The sequence below is a fragment of the Kiloniella laminariae DSM 19542 genome (assembly GCF_000374005.1).
Lineage (GTDB): Bacteria > Pseudomonadota > Alphaproteobacteria > Kiloniellales > Kiloniellaceae > Kiloniella > Kiloniella laminariae.
On record NZ_KB893135.1, the window covers coordinates 312,714 to 334,765 of the forward strand.

Here is a 22,052-nt window from a genome sequence, read left to right on the forward strand (position 1 = left end):
CAGAACACCCTCTGGCTCAACTGGAACTGTTTTCCTCAACAAATTCAGGGAAATGGACAATTTTCCAGTAACTGTCGAGCATTGTCACCACATCAATAAAGTTTTTCCCCGCTTCCTGCTTCACAAAATATCCTGCCACCTGATGGTTATAACTTGCGACCAGATCTTCATCAGCCTTTGAGGTCGTCAGGACAAAAACTATGGAATCCGTAAGCTCCGGATCCTTTCTGATTGCCGACAGAAATTCCAACCCGTTCATGCGCGGCATCTGTAAATCAAGAAGAATGATATAGGGCTTCGTAATCCGCTTCTCACGCAGCATTTCATAAGCTTCACGCCCGTCGTGAGCACGCAGTACAGAATTGCCAATACGCTGTTTTAAAAAGCTGCGCTCAACCGAAGTGGCATCGACATCATCATCTTCAACCAGCAAAAGGCTAACTTCTTTCGTAATTTTATTCATCGAAAAGCCTGTCGTTCTGTTAGCAGCTATTGAAAATTTATTTCCCACGTCCATTTTTCGCCCTCCTGCTATATGCGTGGCCAGAAAATTACAATGCAGGTCCCGGCTTTGCGCCCGGTTTCAAGCGACAGATATCCGCCGTGATATTCAAGTAACTTCTTCACCAGCGCCAGGCCCATGCCGCTGCCTTCAACCTGGTCGCGCGGCTTGAGCGTCTGGAACATTTCCAGTGCTTTTGCATGCAGGTCATCCGGGATACCCGGCCCGTCATCCTCAACATAGAAAAAGCGCCCGTTTTCACCAATTTCGCTGCGAATAACGATTTTCCCATGGTCATCATGATGGTGTTTGATGGCATTGGAAATCAGGTTGCGCAGCACCACGTCAAAAACCGAGCGCGGGATCAGGATCGGATCTTCCGGCACTTCACAGGTAAACCTGTCTTCGACCCCGAGTAAAAACAAGATATCCCTTGTCAGATCCTTGAGAATGATCGGTTCATCGCTGTATTCCCGGCGATCCACCCGCGCGTATTCCAGAAGGTCGGTCAGAAGTTTCATCATTCTGGTACAGCGGGTATGCAACAGCTCCAGATGTTTTTTTGATTCTTCGGGCAAAACTTCCTGACAATCTTCCTCCAGCCACCCGACAATCTGTTTGATCGAATTCAGGGGGGCCTTGAGATCATGGGAGGCAACATAGGTAAACTGTTCAAGATCAGCATTGGATTTCTCCAGCCGCACTGACTGTTCCTTGAGGCTGTCCAGAGCGACCGTCAACTCTTCGGCATAGGAAAGAGCCCGACGATTTCCCTGTGTGAGATAAACGAAAAACCCGAACAGAAGACCGTCAATAACCAGCCCGCCGATCAGGATGAAGACGGGTTGGCTGTTGGCAACACTTTCCCGAAAGGACAGGTCTGTTTCGATGTCGAATGTCCAGCTCCGGCCATAGATTTCCACCTCAGCCCTGTGCTGAAACATCGGATCCGGATCCTGATTGATCTCCTCTTCCCGGGCGTTGACGATGTCATCAAAAAGCGGTTGGTCCTGGTCAGCTATTTTGACCAGAACCTGCCGTTTCCGGCGATCCAGTATCCCCTCCATCAATCTGTACATGGTAAAGGGAGCATAGGTCACCCCAACGATTTCACGGTGCCGTTCCGAAAGGCTGCCAGGCTTGGCTCCGTTACGGTAAAAAGGGGTGTAGAACAGAAAACCCGGTGTATCCATCGCGTCCTGGACCAGGGCAATCGGCGCTGTGATCTGAGCCTTCCCGCTATCCCGTGCCTTGTTTATCGCGCTATAACGGCTGGCTTCAAAAGCCACATCCAGTCCCACTGCTCTTTTGTTTGGACCTTCAGGCTCGATATAGGTGATGGGCCAGTATTCCGGTTGGGAATGCTGCGGATGCAGTGCAAAGTTTGGCTGTGCCTCCCGCTGCTGCTCCAGAAAGGCTTCCAGCTCCGAGGCTTCCAGATTATAGATCACTCCAAGCCCGTTAATACCAGGAAAGACCTTCTCGATCCGTAGACTGCTGGCATAGGAAAACCAGTCATCATAAGTAACATTCCCGTCATTGGCGTCCATAAAAGCCACCCCTCCCCAAAGGGCGTTCTCGTAAAGAGCCATGCGTTCCCTGACAAACTCGATCACCTGGCCGGACTCACGGGTAAATTTCTCCTGACTTCGCTGATGAACCTGCTGGTCAGAAATGTACCAGGCACTGATGGTCAATATGATCGAGAGAAAAACCACACACCAGTGCGCCCAGTGCAGTCGTGTACCACGAAGATACTTGCTCCGCTGTTCCCGGTGGAACAGGCGGGCTTCATTAAGCCCATCCATCTAAAATTCCCCTGATACTGTCATCACAACTTCCCCGCCTGCTTTTCAATCCTGTTTTATTTCTCCGGGTTTAATCTCGCCTTTATCTCTGGGTTTAATCTCTGGGTTTAATCTTTGGGGTTTACACAAAAGCTGTCACAAGAACTGTTTTTCGAACTGGGCAGCAGGCAGTGGTTTGGCAAAGTAATAGCCCTGCATCCGGTCAAACCCGAGCTTCTGACACCATCCTTTCTGCGTCTCCCTCTCCACCCCTTCAACCACCGTCTTGATTCCCAGAACCTTGGCCAGAGCATTAATTGCCTCCAGAAATTGGGCACCCTCGTCATTATCCTCAATTGACTGGACAAAAGAGCGATCAACCTTCAGGACCTCGAATGGATAGGTCTGCAATTGAGACAGGGAAGAATAACCGGTGCCAAAATCATCCAGCGACAGCGTGATGCCATAGTCGGAAAGGTCTTTGAGGATCTGGGCCGTTTCGGCCGTGGAATTGATCAGCGTGCTCTCTGTGACCTCCAGCTCAAGCAATTGGGGTGCGATGTCATACTGCTCGATAACCTTCTCGACCTTCGCGAAAAAACCCTGCTGGTTCAGCTCCAGCGCCGAGATATTGACCGAGATAGAGAAACTCTCGCCATATCCTGCTTTATTTTTGTGCCAGCGCTGTAACTGGGCACAGGCCGTCTCCAGTACCCAGTCGCCGATTTTGGGGATCAGGCCAATTTCTTCGGCAATCGGGATAAACTCTACCGGGCTGATCAAGCCCTTCTCCGGATGCTGCCACCGGATCAGGGCTTCAGCGCCGACCAGACTTTCTGACATACAATCAACCTGGGGCTGATAATAGAGCACAAATTCGTTTTCAACCGTTGCACGGCGCAGTTCACGCTCAAGTTCTATGCGCCGGGAAACTTCTTCGTGCAGGGCTTGGGAATAATAGCTTGCCCTGCCCCGTCCCTTTTCTTTCGAGCGATACATCGCCACATCGGCACACTTCATCAGCTGCATGGCATCCTGGGCACAGTCAGGGTAGACCGCAATGCCAATACTGGCAGAAATGGTGAACTCGATCTCTTCCAGAATAAAGGGGGTCGAAAAGGCGGCAAAAATTCGCTGGGAAAAAAGCCGCATCATGATCGGATCAGCCAGATTATGCACCAGGATGGCAAATTCGTCCCCGCCAAGACGACAGAGCAGATCTCCGCCGCGAACCTGAGCGCTCAACCTCTTTGCCACCTCAACCAGCAAACGATCCCCTGCGGCATGCCCCAGAGTATCGTTGACGACTTTAAAACAGTCCAGATCCAGCATCAGCAAAGCCAGGCGCACACCCTGTCGCTCTGCCCGGGGGATAGCAGTGGTCATTTCTTCTTCGAATACATAGCGGTTTGACAGACCGGTAAGCGCATCCCTTTCTGCCATGACCTTCAACTGTTCATGGCTGCGGCGCAGCTGCTGGTCAATCTTGTAGCGTTCCTTCGCATGCATGATCGCCCGGATCAGCCGGGAAGAAGACAGCTCACTCTTGGGGATAAAATCCTGGGCACCATTCTCAATGCAGGAGATCGCCAGATCTTCGTCGTCATGGTTGCTGATCATGACAACGGCATTGCATTCATGAGAATCAGAATTGAACAGCTTCAGCAGTTCCAACCCGGTCATTGTCGGCAGCTGATAATCCAGAAGTACAATATCATAGGTTGCTTTTTTATATTGTCCGAGCCCGTCTTCTGCCGTCTCTGCCTCGGTGATATTCAACGCATAACCAGAGCGGTTCAAAGTACGGACGGTGTTCGCTCGATCGACCATATCGTCATCAATAAGCAGTAAATTCAAGGCCCGCTATCCTTTTTTTGCGCAAAAGATGCACAGAACATACGCCATTAATTATCACAACGTAACCACAACCATAGGTTAGTTTTTATATTATTGAAAGAATGGTTAAAAATTCATTAGCACTTTGTGTCTCTCCAGCAGATTAATCTGCTGTTTGGCAGAAAAATCTGCCCCTGCATTTTGTTATGGCACAAGCATCCAAGTGCCTGATCCCGGGGCAAGTGGACCCAAACAAAAACGGCGACCCCACCAGTACAGAAAGGTCGCCGTTTTTATGACTTCGCCAAATCTCTTAAAAAGTTACTTCCTCAGGCTGTCACCAGCAGTGCCGTGCCGTACATCACCACCAGTCCGGCGATAAACCCGGCAAAAGTCGAAAGCGAGAGCCACGAACCACCGGTTTCTTTGGAACGTCGGATCAGATAGGCCGAGACTTCGAGGATTACCTGAGCGATTGCGCCTGCGCCAATGCCGAGGAACAGGGCGGCCCATTGCGGGGCAAAGGCAAAAGCCCCGATCCACACACCAATGACCGCTGGGAAACCCGCGACAAACGCCAGCGCAGCAAAAACCCACAAGGCTGGGCGCTTGTTCACCAGTGGAGCAACGATGCCGATGCCTTCGGTGATATTGTGCAGCACAAAACCGACCAGCAGGAAGGTTCCAAGTGCGGTTTCGCCCACAGCAAAGGCCGCCCCGACCGCCAGACCTTCGCCCAGATTGTGCAGGCCAATGCCCAGCGACAGATAACTCGCCAGCCCTGTCCCCGAAGGGCTTGACCCGCCGCGCCTTCCGATCATCAACAACGCCAGGAAAGCGGCAATGGCCGCAACCCAGACCAGAGTGGACGTGCTAAAGGCCGCAGCGGCCTGCTCCGCCAGTTCCAGTGCCTCTGCCAGCGTATCGATCAAAAGAAAAACCAGCAGCCCAACAGTCAAGGCCAGCAGAAACTGCACACTGCCGCTGCCCGCCCGGCGCAGCGCCGGATAACAGAGCATGCCCAGCGCCACCGGCACCAGCCCGATAAAGATCCCGATCACCGCCAGCCCCAGGAACTGCTGGCCCGAGGCTTTCGGGCTTGGCAAGGCCACGGCAATTTCATGGTCAAAGGTGGTGCCGCTGCTGGTCAGCAGGGTGATAAAGTGGGCCTCGCCCAGCACCCAGGGATAGGGCAGATCCAGCCGCACCTTGTCCAGTCGCGCAACCGGGCCCGCCGGGGTCTGGGTGAACTTCCAGTAAGCGCCGTCAACCTGGACCTGGGCAATGGTCAGCGGCTCGGAGCCATCGGCCCGCACCCACAGTGTGATGCCGTCCTCGTCCAGAATCGCCCGCTCAACCGTCAGCTCTTCCAGCGGTGGTGCCATATCGGACAAAAGCGCCAGCGGATCGGCCCGAAACAGCAGCGCCAGCAACAGGCCAAGCCCGATCAGCGGCAACAAAAGCCAGAAGAGATTGCGCAGAGGGGACGAGACAAGAGGCTGAGATTCCTGGTTTTCATAATCACTCATGCGCCTTCTCCCTCGACCTGAAAGTGGCTCATCCAGCCCAGTTCGGCAAACTCGGCCTGATGGGCGTGGAACATGTAGTGACCATCTTCGTGTTCGGCAAAGGAGATCTCGACAATACCGCGCTGCGCCTGGCACTGCATCACTGTATCAATAATCCTGTGCGTCGGGCTCAGCGTGGTGCCGTGGTCATAATAATCAAAGAAATTGCCATGCAGGTGGAACGAGTTAATCGGATCAAACTCGGTCACATTGACCAGATAGACCCGGATCGGACGGGTCTTGTCGACGCGGATTGGATCGTTGCTATAGGCATGGGCGATGGAATTGACCGCGTAGATCTCGTTTTCTTCATCGAAATTGGTATCAAAGCCGTTCATGACCATGATGAATTCCTGCCAGTGATCATTTTCCGGCGTCCCGAGCAGCCGCGAGCGGGCCACTGCATAGTTCTCCGGATTGTCCCGCTGCTTCTCCGGGTCCGGATCAACAATAAAGGCACCATAGAGCCCCTTTTGCATGTGGCGTTTCAGCGGAAAGGAATGGCAGTGATAGAGATGACAGCCAAAAGGCTTGGCTTCAAATTCATAGGTAAACTCTTCCCCCGGCATGGGTTCACCCGCCCCCGGCACCCCGTCCATCCGCGCGGAATGAATGCCGTGAAAATGCATGGTGTGCGGCATGCTGGTGTTATTGATAAAACGAATGCGCACCAGATCGCCTTCGGTCACGCGCAGGGTTGGCCCCGGCACGCGCCCGTTATAGGTCCAGGCCGGAAAGAAAATCCCCGGCGCGATCTCGATTTCCTTTTCCTCGGCCGTGACCTCAAACTCGCGCAGGGTCCGGCCATCCGGCAACCTGGACACAACACCGCGATCCCAGTCGGTCAGCATCTCCACCGGGTGAAAGCCGTTGCGGGCATGATCAACCTCGCCCACGGTGGTCATGGCCCCGTGTTTCAGGCGCATCTTGCTGTGATCAAGCCCAGCCGGGTTGGCCGCCGGACTGGTCCCAGGCGTATCCGCCGCATACCCGGCCTGATGATTGTCATGGTTTTGCGCCTGCGCCCGGCTTCCCGATCCCGCCAGCGCCAGCAACGAGGCCCCGCCCGCCAGCAGGCTGCCGCCGAGCAATCGCCGCCGCGTCGGATTAAGTTGCCCCGGATTGACCTTGGTCGGTTTAAGCCGGGTCAGGTGAAGCTGGGGCAGTTTAACCGGGGGCATTTTTGCCCTCAGTTTCGCCGTCAGGGATTTAAAAAACGTCATCGAACACCACACCCGCAATAATGCATAACCTGAGAAATGTAGCCATAGCTACAGATATAAGTAATTGGTACGCCTCTTCGCCGGATCTGTCAATAATCCCGAGCAGGACATTCAGGTATTTCGGGGCGGGAAATCCGTCCGGTGTTTCCCTCGCAGCATTCAGGTTGGCTCTATTCAGAAGCCACCTTTATTTTGCCCTTGCTCTCTTTCTTTTGCGGGTGATAGCGTCACAGCATACACGCAAAGGCCGAAAAATAATCAGGTTGTACTTTTCAAGCGGGGGCAGAAGGCATGACAAAATCAGAACAGACCGGACCAAGCGGCATCACCCGACATTGGGGCAAACTGATCGCTGCGGGCCTTGTCTCTAGCGCCTTGCTGGTCTGGAACTTTGTTCCGGGTAACCAGGGGCTTGCGCTGGTTTGCAATGTCGCTGACAGTCTTGGAGCCCCCTATGCCCTTTCTGACTGTCCCCCGACCCGCCTTGATACCGAAGGAGCCCGGCGGGCTAGGGACTATACCCGCCAGGCGCTGGAAAACAGGGACCGCGGCCAACTGGATCAGGCTTTTGAAGAACTGCAGAAGGCATTGGTCTTTGCTGAACTTTTAAGCCGGAAAAATCCCGATAACGACACATGGCAACAGGATCTTGCCCGGGTCTATTCCCTAATCGGGGATCTGGAGCACAGGCGAGGGAATTTCGCCGAGGCTCTGGCCTCTCTCGCCACCGAACAGGACATAGTCCAGCAGGCTCTCACCAAGACCCCTGACTCTCATAAATGGCAGGTCGGCCAGCGCGATAACCTGCACAGCAAGGGAGAGGTCTATCAGGCGACAAGCCAGTTCGACAAAGCCCTGGAACAGTACCGTCCCGCAATAGAGATCGCCGAGATGATCCTCGCACAGGCACCGGACAAGCTCGGCAATCATTTCGCCCTCAGCGCCCTGCATAACAAGACCGGGGAAGTCCTGGAAAGCAAAGGCGATCTATCTGCTGCTTTGCTCAGCTATCAGGCCGCGCTAAAAGCTGCCAGCGATCTAGTTGCAAAATTCCCGGAAGATCCCCGCCTGCTTTTTTCCCAATACAAACTTCACGCAACAATCGGCCACCTCTACGAACAGCAGGAAAACAAGGAAGCCGCAATCGCCGAATATCAGAAGTCCTTGGACACGACCCGGATCATGATCGCGCGTTCGCCCCAGCTCGAATCCCTGATGATGACGAACCAGCCTCTCCTCCATACCATGACCGGGGATCTTCAGCGGGATCTGGACGATCCGGAAGCAGCTGTTCTCAACTTTCAGGCTGCCATTGATTACTATACCAGCGATCTGGGCAGCAGCCGGGTTGGCGACTACGCAAGCCGTGAAAACAGCCTGCACCAGCTTTTTGCCCTGCACCACCGGATCGGCAACATCAGGGCAGATCAGACCGATCACCAGACGGCCCTGAGCCACTTTGAGGCAGCCATGGCTGCTCTGTTGGAACTCCACGAAATGGCGCCGGAAAATCGCCTCTGGTCCGCGGCAATCTATACCGTGCATCTGAACCTTGGCGAAGAACAGCAGGCCCTGGGCGACACAACCGCCGCTCTGGCCCACTTCCAATCCGTCGTCAACGTCGCCGATCCCCTTGTTCAAAACGAACCGGAAGAACCCGCCCACCGGGCCTACATCGCCTTTGCCACCTATTACAGCAGCATGATCCTGCTGAAACAGGATCAGAAAACCGCCGCTCGAGCCCAGTTGGAACAAAGCCAGACGCTCATGCTGGCCCTGATGAACAGCGACTGGGCCGATGATCTGAGTGGTAACCTCATGGAAGTTGAATCCATCCTGAAAAAACTGGGGGGCTAGAAAGAGTTCTGACCCAATATCAATCCTATATTATCTGCACAAGCCCCAGGAGTGGCAGCACTCTTTTGTGCCGACTTTTGGCCGCGACAGGAAAATCCGGTGTGCCGGACTCCCATTTCCACGAACCATCGGTTTCGGCATGGATGGAAGATTTCGGATTGCAGGATGACCAGTATCCCAGCGAGAAAGAACAACTGACCGCTGTTTTTGCTGCCGCGCATGCTTATGGAACTGGCAGCAGCGACATATTCGGATTGCGCCTCCAACGACACAGCTTCGACTTCTTGATGCAAAAACTCGATTGTTTGCATCCAGGTCTTTCGACGGATGCAGAGCGCCTTCACACCGCTTTCGGACACACTCTATTCATCCATCTGACACGCCCAAACAAACTTGAACAGGCTATTTCCCGCCTCAGGGCAGAGCAGTCCGGCCTCTGGCACAGAGCAGCAGACGGGACAGAACTGGAACGCCTTTCTGCACCTCAGGAGCTTAGCTATGATGCAGTATCAATCGCCCGTCATATCACCGACATGACGCTGGCTGACGAGAATTGGAAATCCTGGTTTGACCGTGAGGGTATTACCCCCATGCGAATTACCTACGATGAACTTTCCCGCGATCCATCGGCAATTCTTTCGGGAATACTCGAAGAACTCGGTCAGGACAGCTCAATTGCCAAAGATATTACCCCGCCAACAGCCCGACTGTCCGATGAAATCAACCGCTCTTGGGCCGAACGGTTCCGGGGCGAGAACAAAGGATAACACTGTCGCAAGCCAGAGACCGCAACAGCGGGGGCGACGCCGAATGGGGCTGTGGCCCATCCTTCCGCTTTTGCCTGCCTGCATTTTGTTTAATAATTTAACGCTGGGTAAAAAGCAGGATTAAGAATATACTCCAAAGTGTTTCTATTTTTATCTGACAATACTTTTATTAATCGCATGTCATACCCGACATCAAAAATGAATTTTGCAGGATTTGCATCAAACTTTATCCCAATAAATCCATAGTATAGTAAAAACTGTATAATCTTCTCGACTCTATCATTTGGAACATCAGCACTACTAATTATGTTTCTCAGGCTCTCTTCCGTAAACGTATTTCCTTCACCAATAAAATAATAAATCAAAGATGTTTCAGCACCAACGATGTCGGTAAGCTCTTGATCTGCCTCCGTAATCAAATCCAAAGAAAATGCTCTCAGCCCCTTTTCCAAATCATCTTCACTAATCCGTTCATGGCCCAAATTCACAGCAAAACTGCGACAATGGCCAATTATTTTCAAGAGATTACGTGGTCTCATCAAAGATCGCTCAATTAAATATTGTGAACTTTCCTCTCCTTTATAATGAGAAATACAAATTTGGGGCCAAACAAGCTCAAACTCGGTACCCTCAGATAACTGACCTTGAACAAGTCGTCGACGTAGCATTTCTCTCAAGAGATCTGGCTCAGTCCAATCAAGAACGGCACGGCTCTCTTTACCATAGTCGGCAGAAACCTCGACTAAAAGCTGATATACATCATTTCTAACAAATACGACACAATGGAAATCGTGGTCATTAGATTGCATTTGCCGTTGAATTTTTCGAGCAGCATCAATCAAGCATCTTAATATTAAAACATCACTAGAAGAGATACCATGCATTGACCACCCTTTATCCAAGTTATCAAAAAGAACCCAGACAGATTTTTTAAATTTAAGATAATTAGACAGCACTTCTCGCACATCACGAATATTATGTTTATGGATTAGCTCTGTCACTTCAGTCGAAGTTAATCTTTGATCAGAATTTTTACTAAATTTTTTCTGGAACTCTGCAGCTAAATCTTGAGACAATGATAAAAGGCGCTCAGAAAAATCACCTTCTCCGGCATCACCACTCTCATATACTTCCTGCATACGACGATATGGCTCATATAGGTTTTGATCACGAACGTGACGCTCCTTATCCTTTTCTAATAGCTTATAGCATATTTCAAGATAAAGAATGTACTCAAAGAACGCCGTGATAAGATGCGTTTTGGCTCCTTCAGCAAGGAAATCAAGTACATCCTCTTTCAACCGGATAAGCTGATATCCCTCGGGTTTTAAATCAACGACAATATTCTGGATCTGTGCTCTTTTTTCGTCGCGCAGTTGTGAAAAAAGAGCTGTTTTACCCGCCCCTTTCCGACCAACAACAAGATTAACTTCTCCCCGGGAAGCGCGTCCGAATTGATCAGTCCGTAAAAAATAATTTGCTAGCGTCTGAAATTCATTCTCAGCAATAGGGTCACCAATAGACAAATTAGATAAAAAATTACCTTTTGGAAGTTTGATTGGCGTTTGAAGTTGAAGTCTTTCAGTCACTTCCAATGCCAATTCTGTTATATGATCCGCAATCTCATCTCGACTACGAAACGTCTTAACGAAATCTCTAACATCAAGAGGCGCTGGCCCTTCATCTGACTGTAAAACCAGTGTAACCTTCTCTAAAGATATCCCAAGACCAGCTACGAAAGCTGCACGAATATTATGAATATCATAGTCGGCAAAACTTTCCGATAACAAAGGAATAACAACCCCTAAAGAATTAGCTACTTCATCAATAGCTTTTGTTGCTGCTAATCGGACTTCTTCTACAGGAATGAAGCTCTTAAATTTTAACCTTGCCTTCTTTATACTAGCCGTTATGGACAACATAGCTTGGCCAGAGGTAGGCGTTTGCAACAAGTATACAGCAGTATTTTGCTTTGAATTCTTATTAATCATTATAGGATTTGAATTATCCAACCTAAGAAGTATATCAGCTAATTCTTCTTGGTCAGAATACTCAACGAAACCCAAGGTATCAAAAATCCCAATTTTATTAGCCTTTTCAATGCAGCCTTTAAAATTAGCATTTCGAACTAAATATACTCTTTTTCCCAACCCTATAGCGTAACCAATCTCAAAAGTGACATTGAAGTTCATCGTCGTAATATCAGCGATTAAGATCTCAGAATTATTAATTGTTTTAAATATTGGGTCGATTAAAGCTCTGCCTGAGATATCGTTTTCAACCCACGTATGAATGGATAAATCCTTACGTTGCTGGGCCACCAAACTTTGTGCACCGCGAATTGCGCTACCTACCTCATTATGCGTTGAAGCATAGGCAAAAAATGCGTTTATTAATGGCATTTGAATATCCAAATCACATAAAACTGATCAATCAATCAACTATCTATGATGGATATTAGCTCTTAACATTATCGCTATACAAGAAGAAGAAGTCGCGAATGAATGTTTTGAGGAAAATTACCATTTCATAATATTTCAGCACATACACACCTGCAACCAACAGCAGATAGAAAGAGCCTCTTCATATTTAAGATATTCACACTAAACAAAGAGGCTCTCTTCTCCTGCAAGCATTACCTCGCAAGTATCATTTTCGCCTCCAAGATTCGAAATCCTAATTTTTAATCCCCTACAGATATAATTCATTTCAATAATCCATAGCGAATTTAAAGATAATAGCCTGATTAATCTTACGGTAAAAAGTATCACGCACGAGCACAATAACATTCCTTAACTTTCACACTAAGACTCTTGCCAAACCCAGGTCACGTCCCCCATCCTTCCGCTTTTGCCTGCCTGCATTTTTCGTGCATAAACGTGAACGGGAACAGACCAGACAGGAAATCATCCTGCTGGCCCGTTGTCAGATAGCGTTTCTATCGGAAAACCCCGCTGTTGCCCTCTGTAACAATGGCGGCAAAGCAACGCGTCCGGGATTATTCTGTTGTTTCGTCGAATTCCGTTACCGCGTCACCCCAGGCGTCGCTGAGGGATTGATAGGCGTCAGAGAAGCCTTTTTTGACCTCGTCCCAGGCATCGGCAGAGCTGTTTTTCCATTCGCCGTACCACTGGGCCAGTTCTGTACGCTGTTTGCGCAGGGCGCGGAGGCTTTCACGGGTCTGTTCCCGTGCTGCCTGATCCATCTCGTCCCAGTTTTCATCGATCCGGTTTTCCAGCCTGTCAATCTGCTGGTCCAGACTTTCAAGACCAGCTTTGGCCTCGGCCAGAGCCTCGTCGCGCTGTTCGGCGCTATAGCCCTTGATTGATTCCATCAACTCTGCCGCGTCCTGCTGGACCTCTTCCAACGTACCCTCACCTGCGACGGCCTGTTCAGCTGTCTGTTCAGGTGTTTGGGGTTGGGTTTGAGTCTGTGCCTGCGCGGGTAGAGCACCACCAAACAGCACGAGAAATCCGGCAACAGGTACCAGAGTATTAAACTTCATTCTTGTCTCCTGAAACTGTTAACAAATCTTGGCAAGGTGCAGGGCGCGGCGGGACAAGCAGCCCCTTGCCAGAGCCTGTTTGCCCTGTATCGGAACGGGTTACATCCCCTGACCGGTCACCAGTTGGGGGCAGATCCGGATCACAGTCCAGAGGGCCCAAAATCCAAAAGAGCTTTCGGGATCGCCCGCAACCCTTATTTAAAGCGGGACGCCGCAGATTTCATGGCGTTTTCAAAGGTATCCCAAGCGGCATCCATACCCGTTTTCATATCCTTCCAGGCATCGTCGCTGGCGTTTGTGAACGCGCGGAATTTCCCGGCGGTTTCTTCCTGCATGTCTCTGAGTTCGGCAATTTTCTTTTCATATTGCAACTGCGCATCACCCTGTGCGGCCTCCGCCTTGGCCTTGAACTTGTCAATCTCGGCATTCCATTCCGCCAGCTGGGCCTGGAATTTTTTCTCATAGGCTTCTTTCATACTCATGTAGATTTCTCCTCTATGGTTATGACGACATGCCTTCTTAAGCTGCTTACACCCACTGATAGTGAGAGCAAGTGCCGGGTAACTGCCTGTCCGTCTCCCCAATGCCTCAACACAGGGGAAGACCGGGAAAGATCCCTGGACAAATCAGAAGGTCGGCTCAATCATCAGATGAACTCGATATAAACCTGACCAACAAGGATTTTGCCCCGCACTGCGAAAAGCAGCTTACACCCCACGTAAGAGTTCCCCTATATATTTCAAGGAAAATCCTGAGGATTTTTTTGAAAACACTCGGACATCGGCGCGGAAAATGGTTTTATAATTTACGCTACCCCAGATGAATAATCATTGGGTCGAAGATCTGAGCAACAATCCCATGAAAGACAGGGACATTCTGAATTAAAGCTGAAGGGAAACAATTTTTTATGGAGAAGCTATGTTACAAAAAATCGGAGATCTGGATTTTTACAGACAAGAAGAATTGGACTCGCGACTTTGAGAAATCGAATATAACCCCCAACAGAGTGTTGTTCAGCGCTTGGGAAGCAGATCTGACTGAGGTTAATGCCTTATCTCCCATGATAAGCACCTTAATGGAACAGGGCTGCGAACATTTTTTGTGCAGCGGGAAACACTCGGAATCATTTCATGATTATATTGATGATATCATTATTGAAATTTACTACGGAGAGGAACCAAAAGACTATCAGATCCTGACCACCTGGCATGACAATGAACCAGAAGACGAAACAGCCGATTTTCTGTTTTCTTTTACAGTCATCTCTCAGGCGGTTTTCGCGCTTTTCCTTGATGGCGAGAGAGAGGAGGATATGAAGCTCAGATCGGCTGTTATAAACCGGATAGAAAGCTGGAATAATTGAATGACGTTACAGCCTTGAATCACGTCGAACAAATCAAATAAACAAAACACTCCTCCATGCTGTCTCGAAGAGTATGAATTTGGAACCAAGCTGTTATTTATACAAGGAAACTGAAGAAGGAGTAACGCTCTATTTCGGTTAATATTCAATGACCTCTGGGCTTTCACTCTTAAGTGGGGAAGCCAGAATTACCGTGACGGAATTTGAGGCTTATGGCTACAAAGCCTATGAGATGAATTAACGAAAATTGTGTGTGCTGAAAGTTGCATTTCTTCGACAATTTCCTCCAGCCATATACTGCCTCAATCCAGGAACTTGAGCTTGCCCAATAACCACCTCAGCAAAGGGAACAGATCGAATATAACACCAACGGACTGGTAGAGAAATTTCGACAGGGTTTTAAGGCCCCGGCAGCTCAAGATCAGATCAACGAGGGCAAGCAGAATTAAAAAAGCACTGGCCGTGATAGTAAAAACAGGGCTTTCGACAAGATAGATCAACAGAGCACTCACCGCCACCCAGACCAGCGTGTAGTAGATATCCCTCGGCTTTGCCTTGCTGTAGAACCTCCGCAAATCCATATCCTCCTGCAAATCGCCCAAAGGGACTTATCCCCCCGTCTTTTCCTGGCGGCGTTTTTCGATCAGGGCCTCGACTTCTTCCATTGTGCGGCCCGGCGCATTTTTGTAGTTGGGCATTTTCCAGTCCCAGTAGAGCGCACCGCCACGGATAAAGAGTGCGACGGCAAAACCCGCGACCGAGGCGATTTCCTGGCTCAGGTACTGATAGGGACCAAGCTGATCGCCGAAAACATTCCCGATATAATCGCCCAAAACCCAGACGGTTGAGCCAAAGAGCGCGGCGGTGACATAGATTTCCCGGCGCATCAGCACCGACTGTTCGCCCGAGAGGATATCGCGCAGCACCCCGCCAAAGGTCGAGGAGAGAATGCCGGTAACAATCGCCGCCGTCGGTGAACCCGTAGCCGCCAGCCCGATCTGTGCCCCCTTGACGCAAAAAATCGCCATGCCGATGGCATCGAGCCACAGCAACAGGCGATAGCGCGATTCAAAACGGTGCGCGGTAAAGAACACCACCGCTGCCACCACCACACAGATATAAAGATAGATTTCCTCGTGGATCCAGAACACCGGGGTCAGGCCAAGAATGGTATCGCGCAGGGTGCCGCCGCCGATCCCGGTTGCCGCAGCAAGGAAAACAAAGGCGATAAAATCCAGCTGCTTGCGCGACGCTGCCAAAGCGCCGGTTGCGGCAAAGACCGCCACCCCCGCATAATCCACCCAGCTCAGGATTTCCATCGCACCTTCTCCCCTCACCCGTTTCCGGTTCTTTTATCAGCAGCCTTCCGCCCCACCAAAACAGGCCGGTTTGCCGATCCATCAGAAATAGTGCCCTGATCTATAGCGCAGATTTGTCACCAGCGCCTTAAGATAAAAAGCAAAACCTGCACTCCTGAACAGCCGTTGCCGCCGAAAATGCAGGTTTTTTGCTTCGCTTATTCTAAAAGCAATGCTTTACCAAATCGCGGAGAGGATGCTATCGAAGCAGGTATTCTCCCTCCCCCGCAAGGTCCAGATCAACAGCCGCTATCAGGCAAACTTCTTGAAGGGTTCATCCAGGGGTGTGCCAGCCAGATGGTTGGTGTAGTTGCTCATGACTTTCTGTGCCATGCCAAGGATGATTTCCAGCAGCTGTTGCGGGCCATAACCTTCGGCATAGAACGCCTGAACTTCTGCTTCAGAAAGATGTCCGCGGTTCCGCAGGATTTTCAAGGTGGTATCGTGCAAAGCCTGCAGCTTGCTGTTTGGCATCGGCTTGCGGTTTCTCAGCGCGTCAATCAGCCCTGCGTCCACTTTCATGCTGTGGGCAATCATGCTGTGTGCCGGAACACAGTAGGTACAGTTGTGTTCGACATTAATCGTCTGCCAAACCACAGTCAGTTCATCGGCATCAAAAGAAGAGTTCTGGAACAGGCCGTGCAACAGCTGATAGGCTTCAAGGGCCGAAGGAGAGGCCGCCAGAACCCCGTGCAGGTTCGGGACCATTCCGAATGATTTTATGGACTGCTCCAGCAGAGGACGGCTGCCTTCTGGTGCGGTTTTTTCATCGTGAATTTCAAAATTTTTCATGGCTTCTATTCCTGTCTGTTTTCAGTAAAGGGCACCCCGAAAGTCAATAAACGCGAGATGCCTCTTGAGATATCATCAGTAAATCGCTTATATTTGATCGACTGCTCAAATATAAAAAAGAGATAGGCAGGCTGTTTTTAAAAATCAATCTCTTTTTTGAGCGATCGATCAAATTTGGAAAAACAATGGCAAACACAAAGAAATTTGACCGCGAAAAGGTGCTGGAATCCTCGATGAATCTTTTCTGGGAAAAAGGCTATCAGGCGACCTCAACCCGGGATCTTCAGCAGGTCACGGCGCTAAAACCCGGCAGCCTTTACAGCAGCTTCACCAACAAGGAGACGCTGCTCTCCGAAGCGCTGCAGCGTTACACGCAAATGCTCGAAGACTGCCTTGTCTCCTGCAAAACAGCACAGGACAATCCACTGGATGCGTTAAAGGACTTTGTGACCCGGACCTTGCTGGATGCCGACAATCCGCCAAGTTATCTCTGCTTCATCGGCAAAACCAGGATCGAGCTTAACAATAGCGAGCTGGCGCACATCAGCGATATCCCCTTCGAAAAAACCGGAAAGTGGTTTTACGATATTTTTTCACAGGCCCAGACCATGGGATTTCTCTCTGATAAAGAAGCTCCAGAACAACACGTCAAACGGTTTCAAACCAGATTTTTCGGCTGGAGAGGCTATCTTGAGATCAACCGGGACAAGCCTTTCATTGCCCAGGAAATTGAGGAGTATTTTTCAGCCTTTCAGGCCCAAAAACCAGATTAATACCCCCTGAATCGCGCAATGGAAAAAGCGCGCCCAAAGCCTTCTCCTTTAAAGTTCACCCGCATAGAACTAATGTTGACAAGCCGTTTCTATGCGCTCCACACCACCGGGAACCAGTCCTCGCGCAGGGTCTGGCCGTCGGTCATGTTGTGGCCGGGGAACGGCGGCGAGGTCGGGCCGGGGCGGGTGACATAGCGCGCATCATCGCCGACCAGACGTAGCGACAGGGCTCGGCGGCGGCTGCCGGAAAGGTTGCCACGTGCGCCGTGCAGGGTGCGAAAATCAAAAGCCACCGCATCGCCCGGGGCCATCGGCCATTCCAGCACCCGGTATTTGTCCGGCTCTGCATCGGGGTCGGGCACGGGCAGGAAGTCTTCCTGATCGGGATAAAAATTGTCCTCGTTAAGCCAGCGGGTCGGCAGGACCATCTTGTCCCAGCGGTGCGACCCGGCGACCAGCCGCAGCGAGGCCTCGCGCACCGGATCAACCGGAATCCAGAAACTCAGGGTCTGGCGTCCCTCGACAAAATAATAGGGCGCGTCCTGATGCCAGGGGGTTGCCTTGGCCGTACCCGGTTCCTTGACCAGCACATGATCGTGGAACAGCTGCACCCGCTTTGATCCCATCAGACGAGCCGCGGCCTCGGCCATCGGGGATTTTTCAATAATCCGGGCGAGTGCGGGCAGACGGGTCCAGTTGCAGTAGTCGTCAAAAAACCGCCCCTGCTCGCCTGCTTTCAGATTATCGGCCGCATAGGGACCGGGTTCGCGCATATTCTGGTCAATCGCCGCGATGATATCATCGACCCAGCCCTTAAACAGCCCGGGAATGCAGACGGCCCCGTCGCGCTGATAGGCGGCGACGTCTTCGTCCGTGATCATCTCATTAACGGACCCCTGGTTTTCCCTGTTCATCAAAGCGCACTCCTGATCTCGCCCCTTAATATCTCCCTGCTTTCAGGTCGAGATAAATCAGGCTATTTTTCTGTGATCTCAGGCTGTTACGAGAAAAGCCCGCGGTCAACAGAATAATCACTTCTCCCCTATACCAAGAAGCGATCAGTATCAGGCTTTATTATCATTTCCTGCTATTGCTATATCACAGAGGCAAAACCGGAAAGGAAAAGGGAAAACCCGCTTTCAGGTTCCCTGGGTGATATCGACGCCAAATTCTTCCAGAAACAGCTTCTGGGTATTGCCAAAGGCGATTTCCAGCTGCCGTCGGTCCTCTGTACTTCGCGAACCAAAGTAGGGGAAATGATGCAGGTAATGCCCGAAGATAACCTGACAGTCCCGGACGTATTTCCGGGTATCCAGAATATGATTATGCCAGACCGCATCAATCGCCAGAGTTGGCGAGATATTGGCTTCGTATTTCCGGATCAGGTAGAGATACTGCCGATACTGGTTGATCGCAAATTTTGCATCGTCCTCTTCCCAGAGCAGCCCCAGCTCCCCGGCGGATTCCTCATTTGTCATCTTGAAGAAGATCATCGACATATCCATTGTAAAGATATAGTCCCGCACCTCCTCAAGCTGTTCGAGGTGCTTGATACTCTCAATCTGCAAAAGCAACCATAGATTGCCAGTCAAATCTTTCTCGACCCGCGCCAATTCCATTTCTGTTACTCCCTTTATCTCCGACAAATGACATCACAAAAGGCTGTCCTGCCCTGTCGTACAGCTGATTTCTTTTACCCGGGCCAAAAACATCAAACCAGAAACATCAAGCCTGAAGACAGGGGCGGAAAGATATGAACACAAAGATCCGGGAAATCCTGGACAGCCTGCAGAAACACAACGGATCACCAGCGCTATATTATTATTCTGATGCGGCTTTCCAGATAAATTTCCAGCCTCCACCCCACAGAATCGCACAAACAAAACAAAGAAATATTACCTTTTAAATCAATCTGATAATAAATATAATCCGCTTTATTCCTTTCAGATCTCCCTTGTAATTGCCTTTCCTGCCCAGAACGGAAAGCTCCGGGCAGGAAGCGACCAGGGAGTAACTGAATACCGGGCGTCAGTTAACGTTCGGCATGCAGAGTTTTCCACAAAAGGCCTTCTTGGTACTTAGCTTGATTTTGAACTGAGTTGGCTTCCCTGTAGAAGCAATTGATTTTGTGAGTGATTTTTTTGCCTGTTTTGAAGTTAGCTTATTCATCAAAATATCCTCTCAATTTGCTATGGCGTGATGTTGTTTCACGCACAACCACAAATACATCTGACGAAATAAAATTTCAACAAAAAATAATTATATTTCAATCATAGATAAGCAATACTTACTTATAAACAGTTAAATATTTCGATCATCAAGCCCGGGACTACCGGGGGATTACCGGGGGATTACCGGGGGAATATCGGGGGAATATCGGAGGAATATCCGGGAAATATTCGGATATCATCTGGCAAAAAATTGTCCCATCAAGATGAACAAGCAGACAGGAATTCTATTTACACTTGTTTAATAAGTCAAAAATGCAATCATAAACAGATGACACAATCCGCTGTACCAGGTTCGGGAAAGAGCCAGAAAATAACCAGACAACAGCCAGGGTAATGCCTGTGTCTTACCAGAGTATCACCAGAGTCATTATGCAGGTAGAAGGAGAGTATCTGTGATCTTTTTTGCCGCTGCGGCCGGGGCCTTTTCACGTGGCGCCTTTGTTGTTGCCGTGGCCTGGACTGCGCTGGTCTTGACAAACGATAAGGCAATGGTTGGCCGGGTGCTGGTTATCTGGAGCCTGATTGCCCTGTTTATCGGCCCTTTTGTCGGAACAATGATCGAGCGCTGGAATCGCAAGCGGTCCGTGCTTGCAGGACAGTTCCTGGTTTGTCTGGCCATCACCTTCCCTGCCATACTTCCCCTCTCTGGCTTGGAGCTGACGATTGAACACCTGTTTATCGCCGCCACCGTCTGGTCTCTCGGAGGGCTGTTTGTTGGCGGGCCGTTTGATGCCCTGGTACAGGCGGCCATAGCCGGAGACCAGCGCCGTAAGGTTGGTGCACAGCTCGGCAGCTTTCGACAGGTCTTTATGGTTACAGGTGTCGGCGCTGCTGGCCTGATCATGCATCACCATGGCCCAGGCCTTGTCTTCCTGCTCTCTGCGACTGCTGCCATGCTTATGGGGTTGACTGTCTTGTTCGGGATCTCTTCTCCGCCGGAACACAGCCCCGAAACGGATCTGACGGATCTGACGGATCTGCCTGTGGCAGAGCAAAGTTATCTTTCCGATCTGCGCGAGGGACTGGGATATCTGGCAGGCACCCCTGCACTGGTGATTGCCTCGGCCACAAGCGCCCTCGCCTTTGCATCCGGGCAGGTAACAAACACGCTGTTGCCCGCTTACGTCTTTGAAGAAATGCAGTCGGGCAGTGACTTATACGGCTTTGCCGACGCCGCCTGGGCAATCGGTGCCGTCGGTGCCAGCATGACAATTGCCCTGCTGCTCACGCGCTATCGTTTGCAAAAAACAGATTCCTGGTGCCTGATCCTGATCGGCGGCACCATGCTGCTGATGTGGTTCAAGATAAATCCCCTGACCCTGATTGTCCTTCAACTGGCCATGGGGGCCACGGCAAGCACGGCAAAAGCCATTTCAGACGGCGAACTGCTCCAGCACTGCGACGAAAAAAAGATCGGCCGCATCCGCAGTCTTGTACAGGCAATCGCCGGATTAATCGGCATTTTTGTTCACCTGTCGCCATCGTTCCTGAGCACTTTTTCTACCGCTGAAATCTATCTTTTATGGGGCAGCATCTTTACCGTCACCGGGTTGTTTTTTGCCCTTATGCCCGCGACCAGACGATCTCAACTGGCAAAGTAAGCCCCAAAAGCAGGAGACCTATTGGGTCTGGAGACCTTGATCTGGCAGGGGGAAATCAGTCACGCCGCTGCGAAGGACGTTGAGATCAACAGTGCCGCTTATGCCCGCCCTTTTACCCCTGTCCTGATACTGCCAGATCACCCACTGGTCTTCGCGAAAATTCGGCTCCAGCGGCATGCTCGCAATCCAGAAACGATCGTCGAGGAACTTGCCCTTGAGATAACGCTCATCAAAGTGGCGCATGGTATAGATCACGGGACGTTGGCCATAGTGCTGGTGCAGCGCCTCGATAAAATCTGTCAGCTCTGCCACCACGTCCGTGACCACATGATCATTTTTCGCGCTGGCTTCCTGCGGCTTGTCACAGGGTTCCATCACCTCGGCGTCAACAACCGGGGGCAGCATGTCGGCTTCCTGCGGGACTGTGGCGATAAAATTCGCCGCCTGATCCTTGCCGGAATGACAGAGATTGAAAAAGTGATAGGCTCCCCGGGGTAAATTGGCCTTGCGGGTTCCCTGCCAGTTCGCTGCGAACTGGGGATCGACATAATCCCCGCCCTCTGTACTTTTGATATAGACAAAACTGGTGCCTTCCCCGGCCACCTGATGCCAGTCCACCTCTCCCTGATGGTGCGAGACATCAATACCATGCACCGGGTGAAACTGCCGGGCCAGTTCAAGATGCGGGGCAAAGAACCAGCCCGTCAGACCAAGTCCCGTCACGGCAACCAGAAACAGGGACAGCCCTCTGACAAGTCTTCGGCCAAGTTTGTATAAAGGGGGCTTGTGTAAAAGGGGGGAACGTTTCATCCGGGTGTTTCTCCGCTGTGACACCCGTCATTGTACTCCCCTGGGGCGCCAGCGGGAATAAAATATTCCTCGTCGGCGG

General features: G+C 50.8%; 19 protein-coding genes. 5 read left to right on the top strand and 14 right to left on the bottom strand.

The features are described from left to right. Nucleotides 1-16: 16 nt before the first annotated feature. The 5 genes from B152_RS0106235 to B152_RS0106255 form a co-directional block, all read right to left on the bottom strand. On the bottom strand, nucleotides 17-463 hold the full coding sequence (locus B152_RS0106235; RefSeq protein ID WP_033405839.1) for a response regulator: 447 nt from the start codon (nucleotides 461-463) through the stop codon (nucleotides 17-19). A gap of 68 nt (nucleotides 464-531) precedes the next feature. Beyond that, nucleotides 532-2,310 (bottom strand): CHASE domain-containing protein, encoded by a 1,779-nt coding sequence (locus B152_RS0106240; RefSeq protein WP_020591541.1) that lies wholly within the window; start codon nucleotides 2,308-2,310, stop codon nucleotides 532-534. Nucleotides 2,311-2,445: 135 nt separating this feature from the next. Then, complete coding sequence (locus tag B152_RS0106245; protein ID WP_020591542.1) at nucleotides 2,446-4,146, bottom strand: two-component system response regulator; 1,701 nt, start codon at nucleotides 4,144-4,146, stop codon at nucleotides 2,446-2,448. Nucleotides 4,147-4,454: 308 nt separating this feature from the next. After that, on the bottom strand, nucleotides 4,455-5,654 hold the full coding sequence (locus B152_RS0106250) for a ZIP family metal transporter (RefSeq protein ID WP_020591543.1): 1,200 nt from the start codon (nucleotides 5,652-5,654) through the stop codon (nucleotides 4,455-4,457). Further along, nucleotides 5,651-6,916 (bottom strand): multicopper oxidase domain-containing protein, encoded by a 1,266-nt coding sequence (locus tag B152_RS0106255; protein ID WP_020591544.1) that lies wholly within the window; start codon nucleotides 6,914-6,916, stop codon nucleotides 5,651-5,653. Before B152_RS0106255 ends, B152_RS0106250 begins: the two co-directional genes overlap by 4 nt. A gap of 291 nt (nucleotides 6,917-7,207) precedes the next feature. Here B152_RS0106255 and B152_RS0106260 point away from each other — a divergent pair, with 291 nt between their 5' ends. Both B152_RS0106260 and B152_RS0106265 read left to right on the top strand, forming a co-directional pair. After that, the gene (locus B152_RS0106260) at nucleotides 7,208-8,773 is read left to right on the top strand and encodes a tetratricopeptide repeat protein (RefSeq protein WP_020591545.1); all 1,566 of its coding nucleotides are present in this window, start codon (nucleotides 7,208-7,210) and stop codon (nucleotides 8,771-8,773) included. A 32-nt stretch (nucleotides 8,774-8,805) separates the two neighbouring features. Then, complete coding sequence (locus B152_RS0106265) at nucleotides 8,806-9,540, top strand: Stf0 family sulfotransferase (RefSeq protein WP_281168713.1); 735 nt, start codon at nucleotides 8,806-8,808, stop codon at nucleotides 9,538-9,540. An 89-nt stretch (nucleotides 9,541-9,629) separates the two neighbouring features. On the opposite strand, the gene B152_RS0106270 is transcribed toward B152_RS0106265, so the two are convergent. The 3 genes from B152_RS0106270 to B152_RS0106280 all read right to left on the bottom strand — a co-directional run bounded on the left by B152_RS0106270 (nucleotide 9,630) and on the right by B152_RS0106280 (nucleotide 13,527). Then, nucleotides 9,630-11,942 (bottom strand): P-loop ATPase, Sll1717 family, encoded by a 2,313-nt coding sequence (locus B152_RS0106270; RefSeq protein ID WP_020591547.1) that lies wholly within the window; start codon nucleotides 11,940-11,942, stop codon nucleotides 9,630-9,632. 596 nt (nucleotides 11,943-12,538) lie between these two features. Beyond that, entirely contained in the window at nucleotides 12,539-13,045 is a 507-nt protein-coding gene (locus tag B152_RS22745; protein ID WP_020591548.1) for a sll1863 family stress response protein, read from the bottom strand. A 194-nt stretch (nucleotides 13,046-13,239) separates the two neighbouring features. Further along, nucleotides 13,240-13,527, bottom strand: coding sequence for a sll1863 family stress response protein (locus B152_RS0106280; RefSeq protein ID WP_020591549.1), 288 nt, complete (start codon nucleotides 13,525-13,527; stop codon nucleotides 13,240-13,242). A gap of 425 nt (nucleotides 13,528-13,952) precedes the next feature. On the opposite strand from B152_RS0106280, the gene B152_RS0106285 reads away from it, so the two are divergent. Next, the gene (locus tag B152_RS0106285; RefSeq protein WP_020591550.1) at nucleotides 13,953-14,408 is read left to right on the top strand and encodes a DUF7684 family protein; all 456 of its coding nucleotides are present in this window, start codon (nucleotides 13,953-13,955) and stop codon (nucleotides 14,406-14,408) included. Between the two features lie 302 nt (nucleotides 14,409-14,710). Here the strand turns inward: B152_RS0106285 and B152_RS0106295 are convergent, their stop codons facing one another. From B152_RS0106295 to B152_RS0106305, 3 genes are all read right to left on the bottom strand, one after another. After that, the gene (locus B152_RS0106295) at nucleotides 14,711-14,989 is read right to left on the bottom strand and encodes a hypothetical protein (protein WP_157230907.1); all 279 of its coding nucleotides are present in this window, start codon (nucleotides 14,987-14,989) and stop codon (nucleotides 14,711-14,713) included. A 27-nt stretch (nucleotides 14,990-15,016) separates the two neighbouring features. Continuing rightward, a complete protein-coding gene (locus tag B152_RS0106300; protein ID WP_020591552.1) occupies nucleotides 15,017-15,727 on the bottom strand; it encodes a trimeric intracellular cation channel family protein in 711 nt (236 codons plus the stop codon). A 291-nt stretch (nucleotides 15,728-16,018) separates the two neighbouring features. Continuing rightward, the gene (locus tag B152_RS0106305) at nucleotides 16,019-16,558 is read right to left on the bottom strand and encodes a carboxymuconolactone decarboxylase family protein (RefSeq protein ID WP_020591553.1); all 540 of its coding nucleotides are present in this window, start codon (nucleotides 16,556-16,558) and stop codon (nucleotides 16,019-16,021) included. A gap of 185 nt (nucleotides 16,559-16,743) precedes the next feature. On the opposite strand from B152_RS0106305, the gene B152_RS25095 reads away from it, so the two are divergent. Then, complete coding sequence (locus B152_RS25095; RefSeq protein ID WP_020591554.1) at nucleotides 16,744-17,331, top strand: TetR/AcrR family transcriptional regulator; 588 nt, start codon at nucleotides 16,744-16,746, stop codon at nucleotides 17,329-17,331. Between the two features lie 89 nt (nucleotides 17,332-17,420). Here B152_RS25095 and B152_RS0106315 read toward each other — a convergent pair whose 3' ends face one another. Both B152_RS0106315 and B152_RS0106320 read right to left on the bottom strand, forming a co-directional pair. Beyond that, the gene (locus B152_RS0106315) at nucleotides 17,421-18,245 is read right to left on the bottom strand and encodes a phytanoyl-CoA dioxygenase family protein (protein ID WP_020591555.1); all 825 of its coding nucleotides are present in this window, start codon (nucleotides 18,243-18,245) and stop codon (nucleotides 17,421-17,423) included. A gap of 225 nt (nucleotides 18,246-18,470) precedes the next feature. Further along, a complete protein-coding gene (locus B152_RS0106320; RefSeq protein WP_020591556.1) occupies nucleotides 18,471-18,950 on the bottom strand; it encodes a glycine-rich domain-containing protein in 480 nt (159 codons plus the stop codon). A 1,004-nt stretch (nucleotides 18,951-19,954) separates the two neighbouring features. Here B152_RS0106320 and B152_RS0106335 point away from each other — a divergent pair. Continuing rightward, the gene (locus tag B152_RS0106335) at nucleotides 19,955-21,163 is read left to right on the top strand and encodes an MFS transporter (protein WP_020591559.1); all 1,209 of its coding nucleotides are present in this window, start codon (nucleotides 19,955-19,957) and stop codon (nucleotides 21,161-21,163) included. Between the two features lie 18 nt (nucleotides 21,164-21,181). Here B152_RS0106335 and B152_RS22755 read toward each other — a convergent pair whose 3' ends face one another. Further along, nucleotides 21,182-21,973, bottom strand: a complete 792-nt coding sequence (locus tag B152_RS22755) for a GH25 family lysozyme (protein ID WP_020591560.1) — start codon at nucleotides 21,971-21,973, stop codon at nucleotides 21,182-21,184. Between the last annotated feature and the right edge of the window lie 79 nt (nucleotides 21,974-22,052).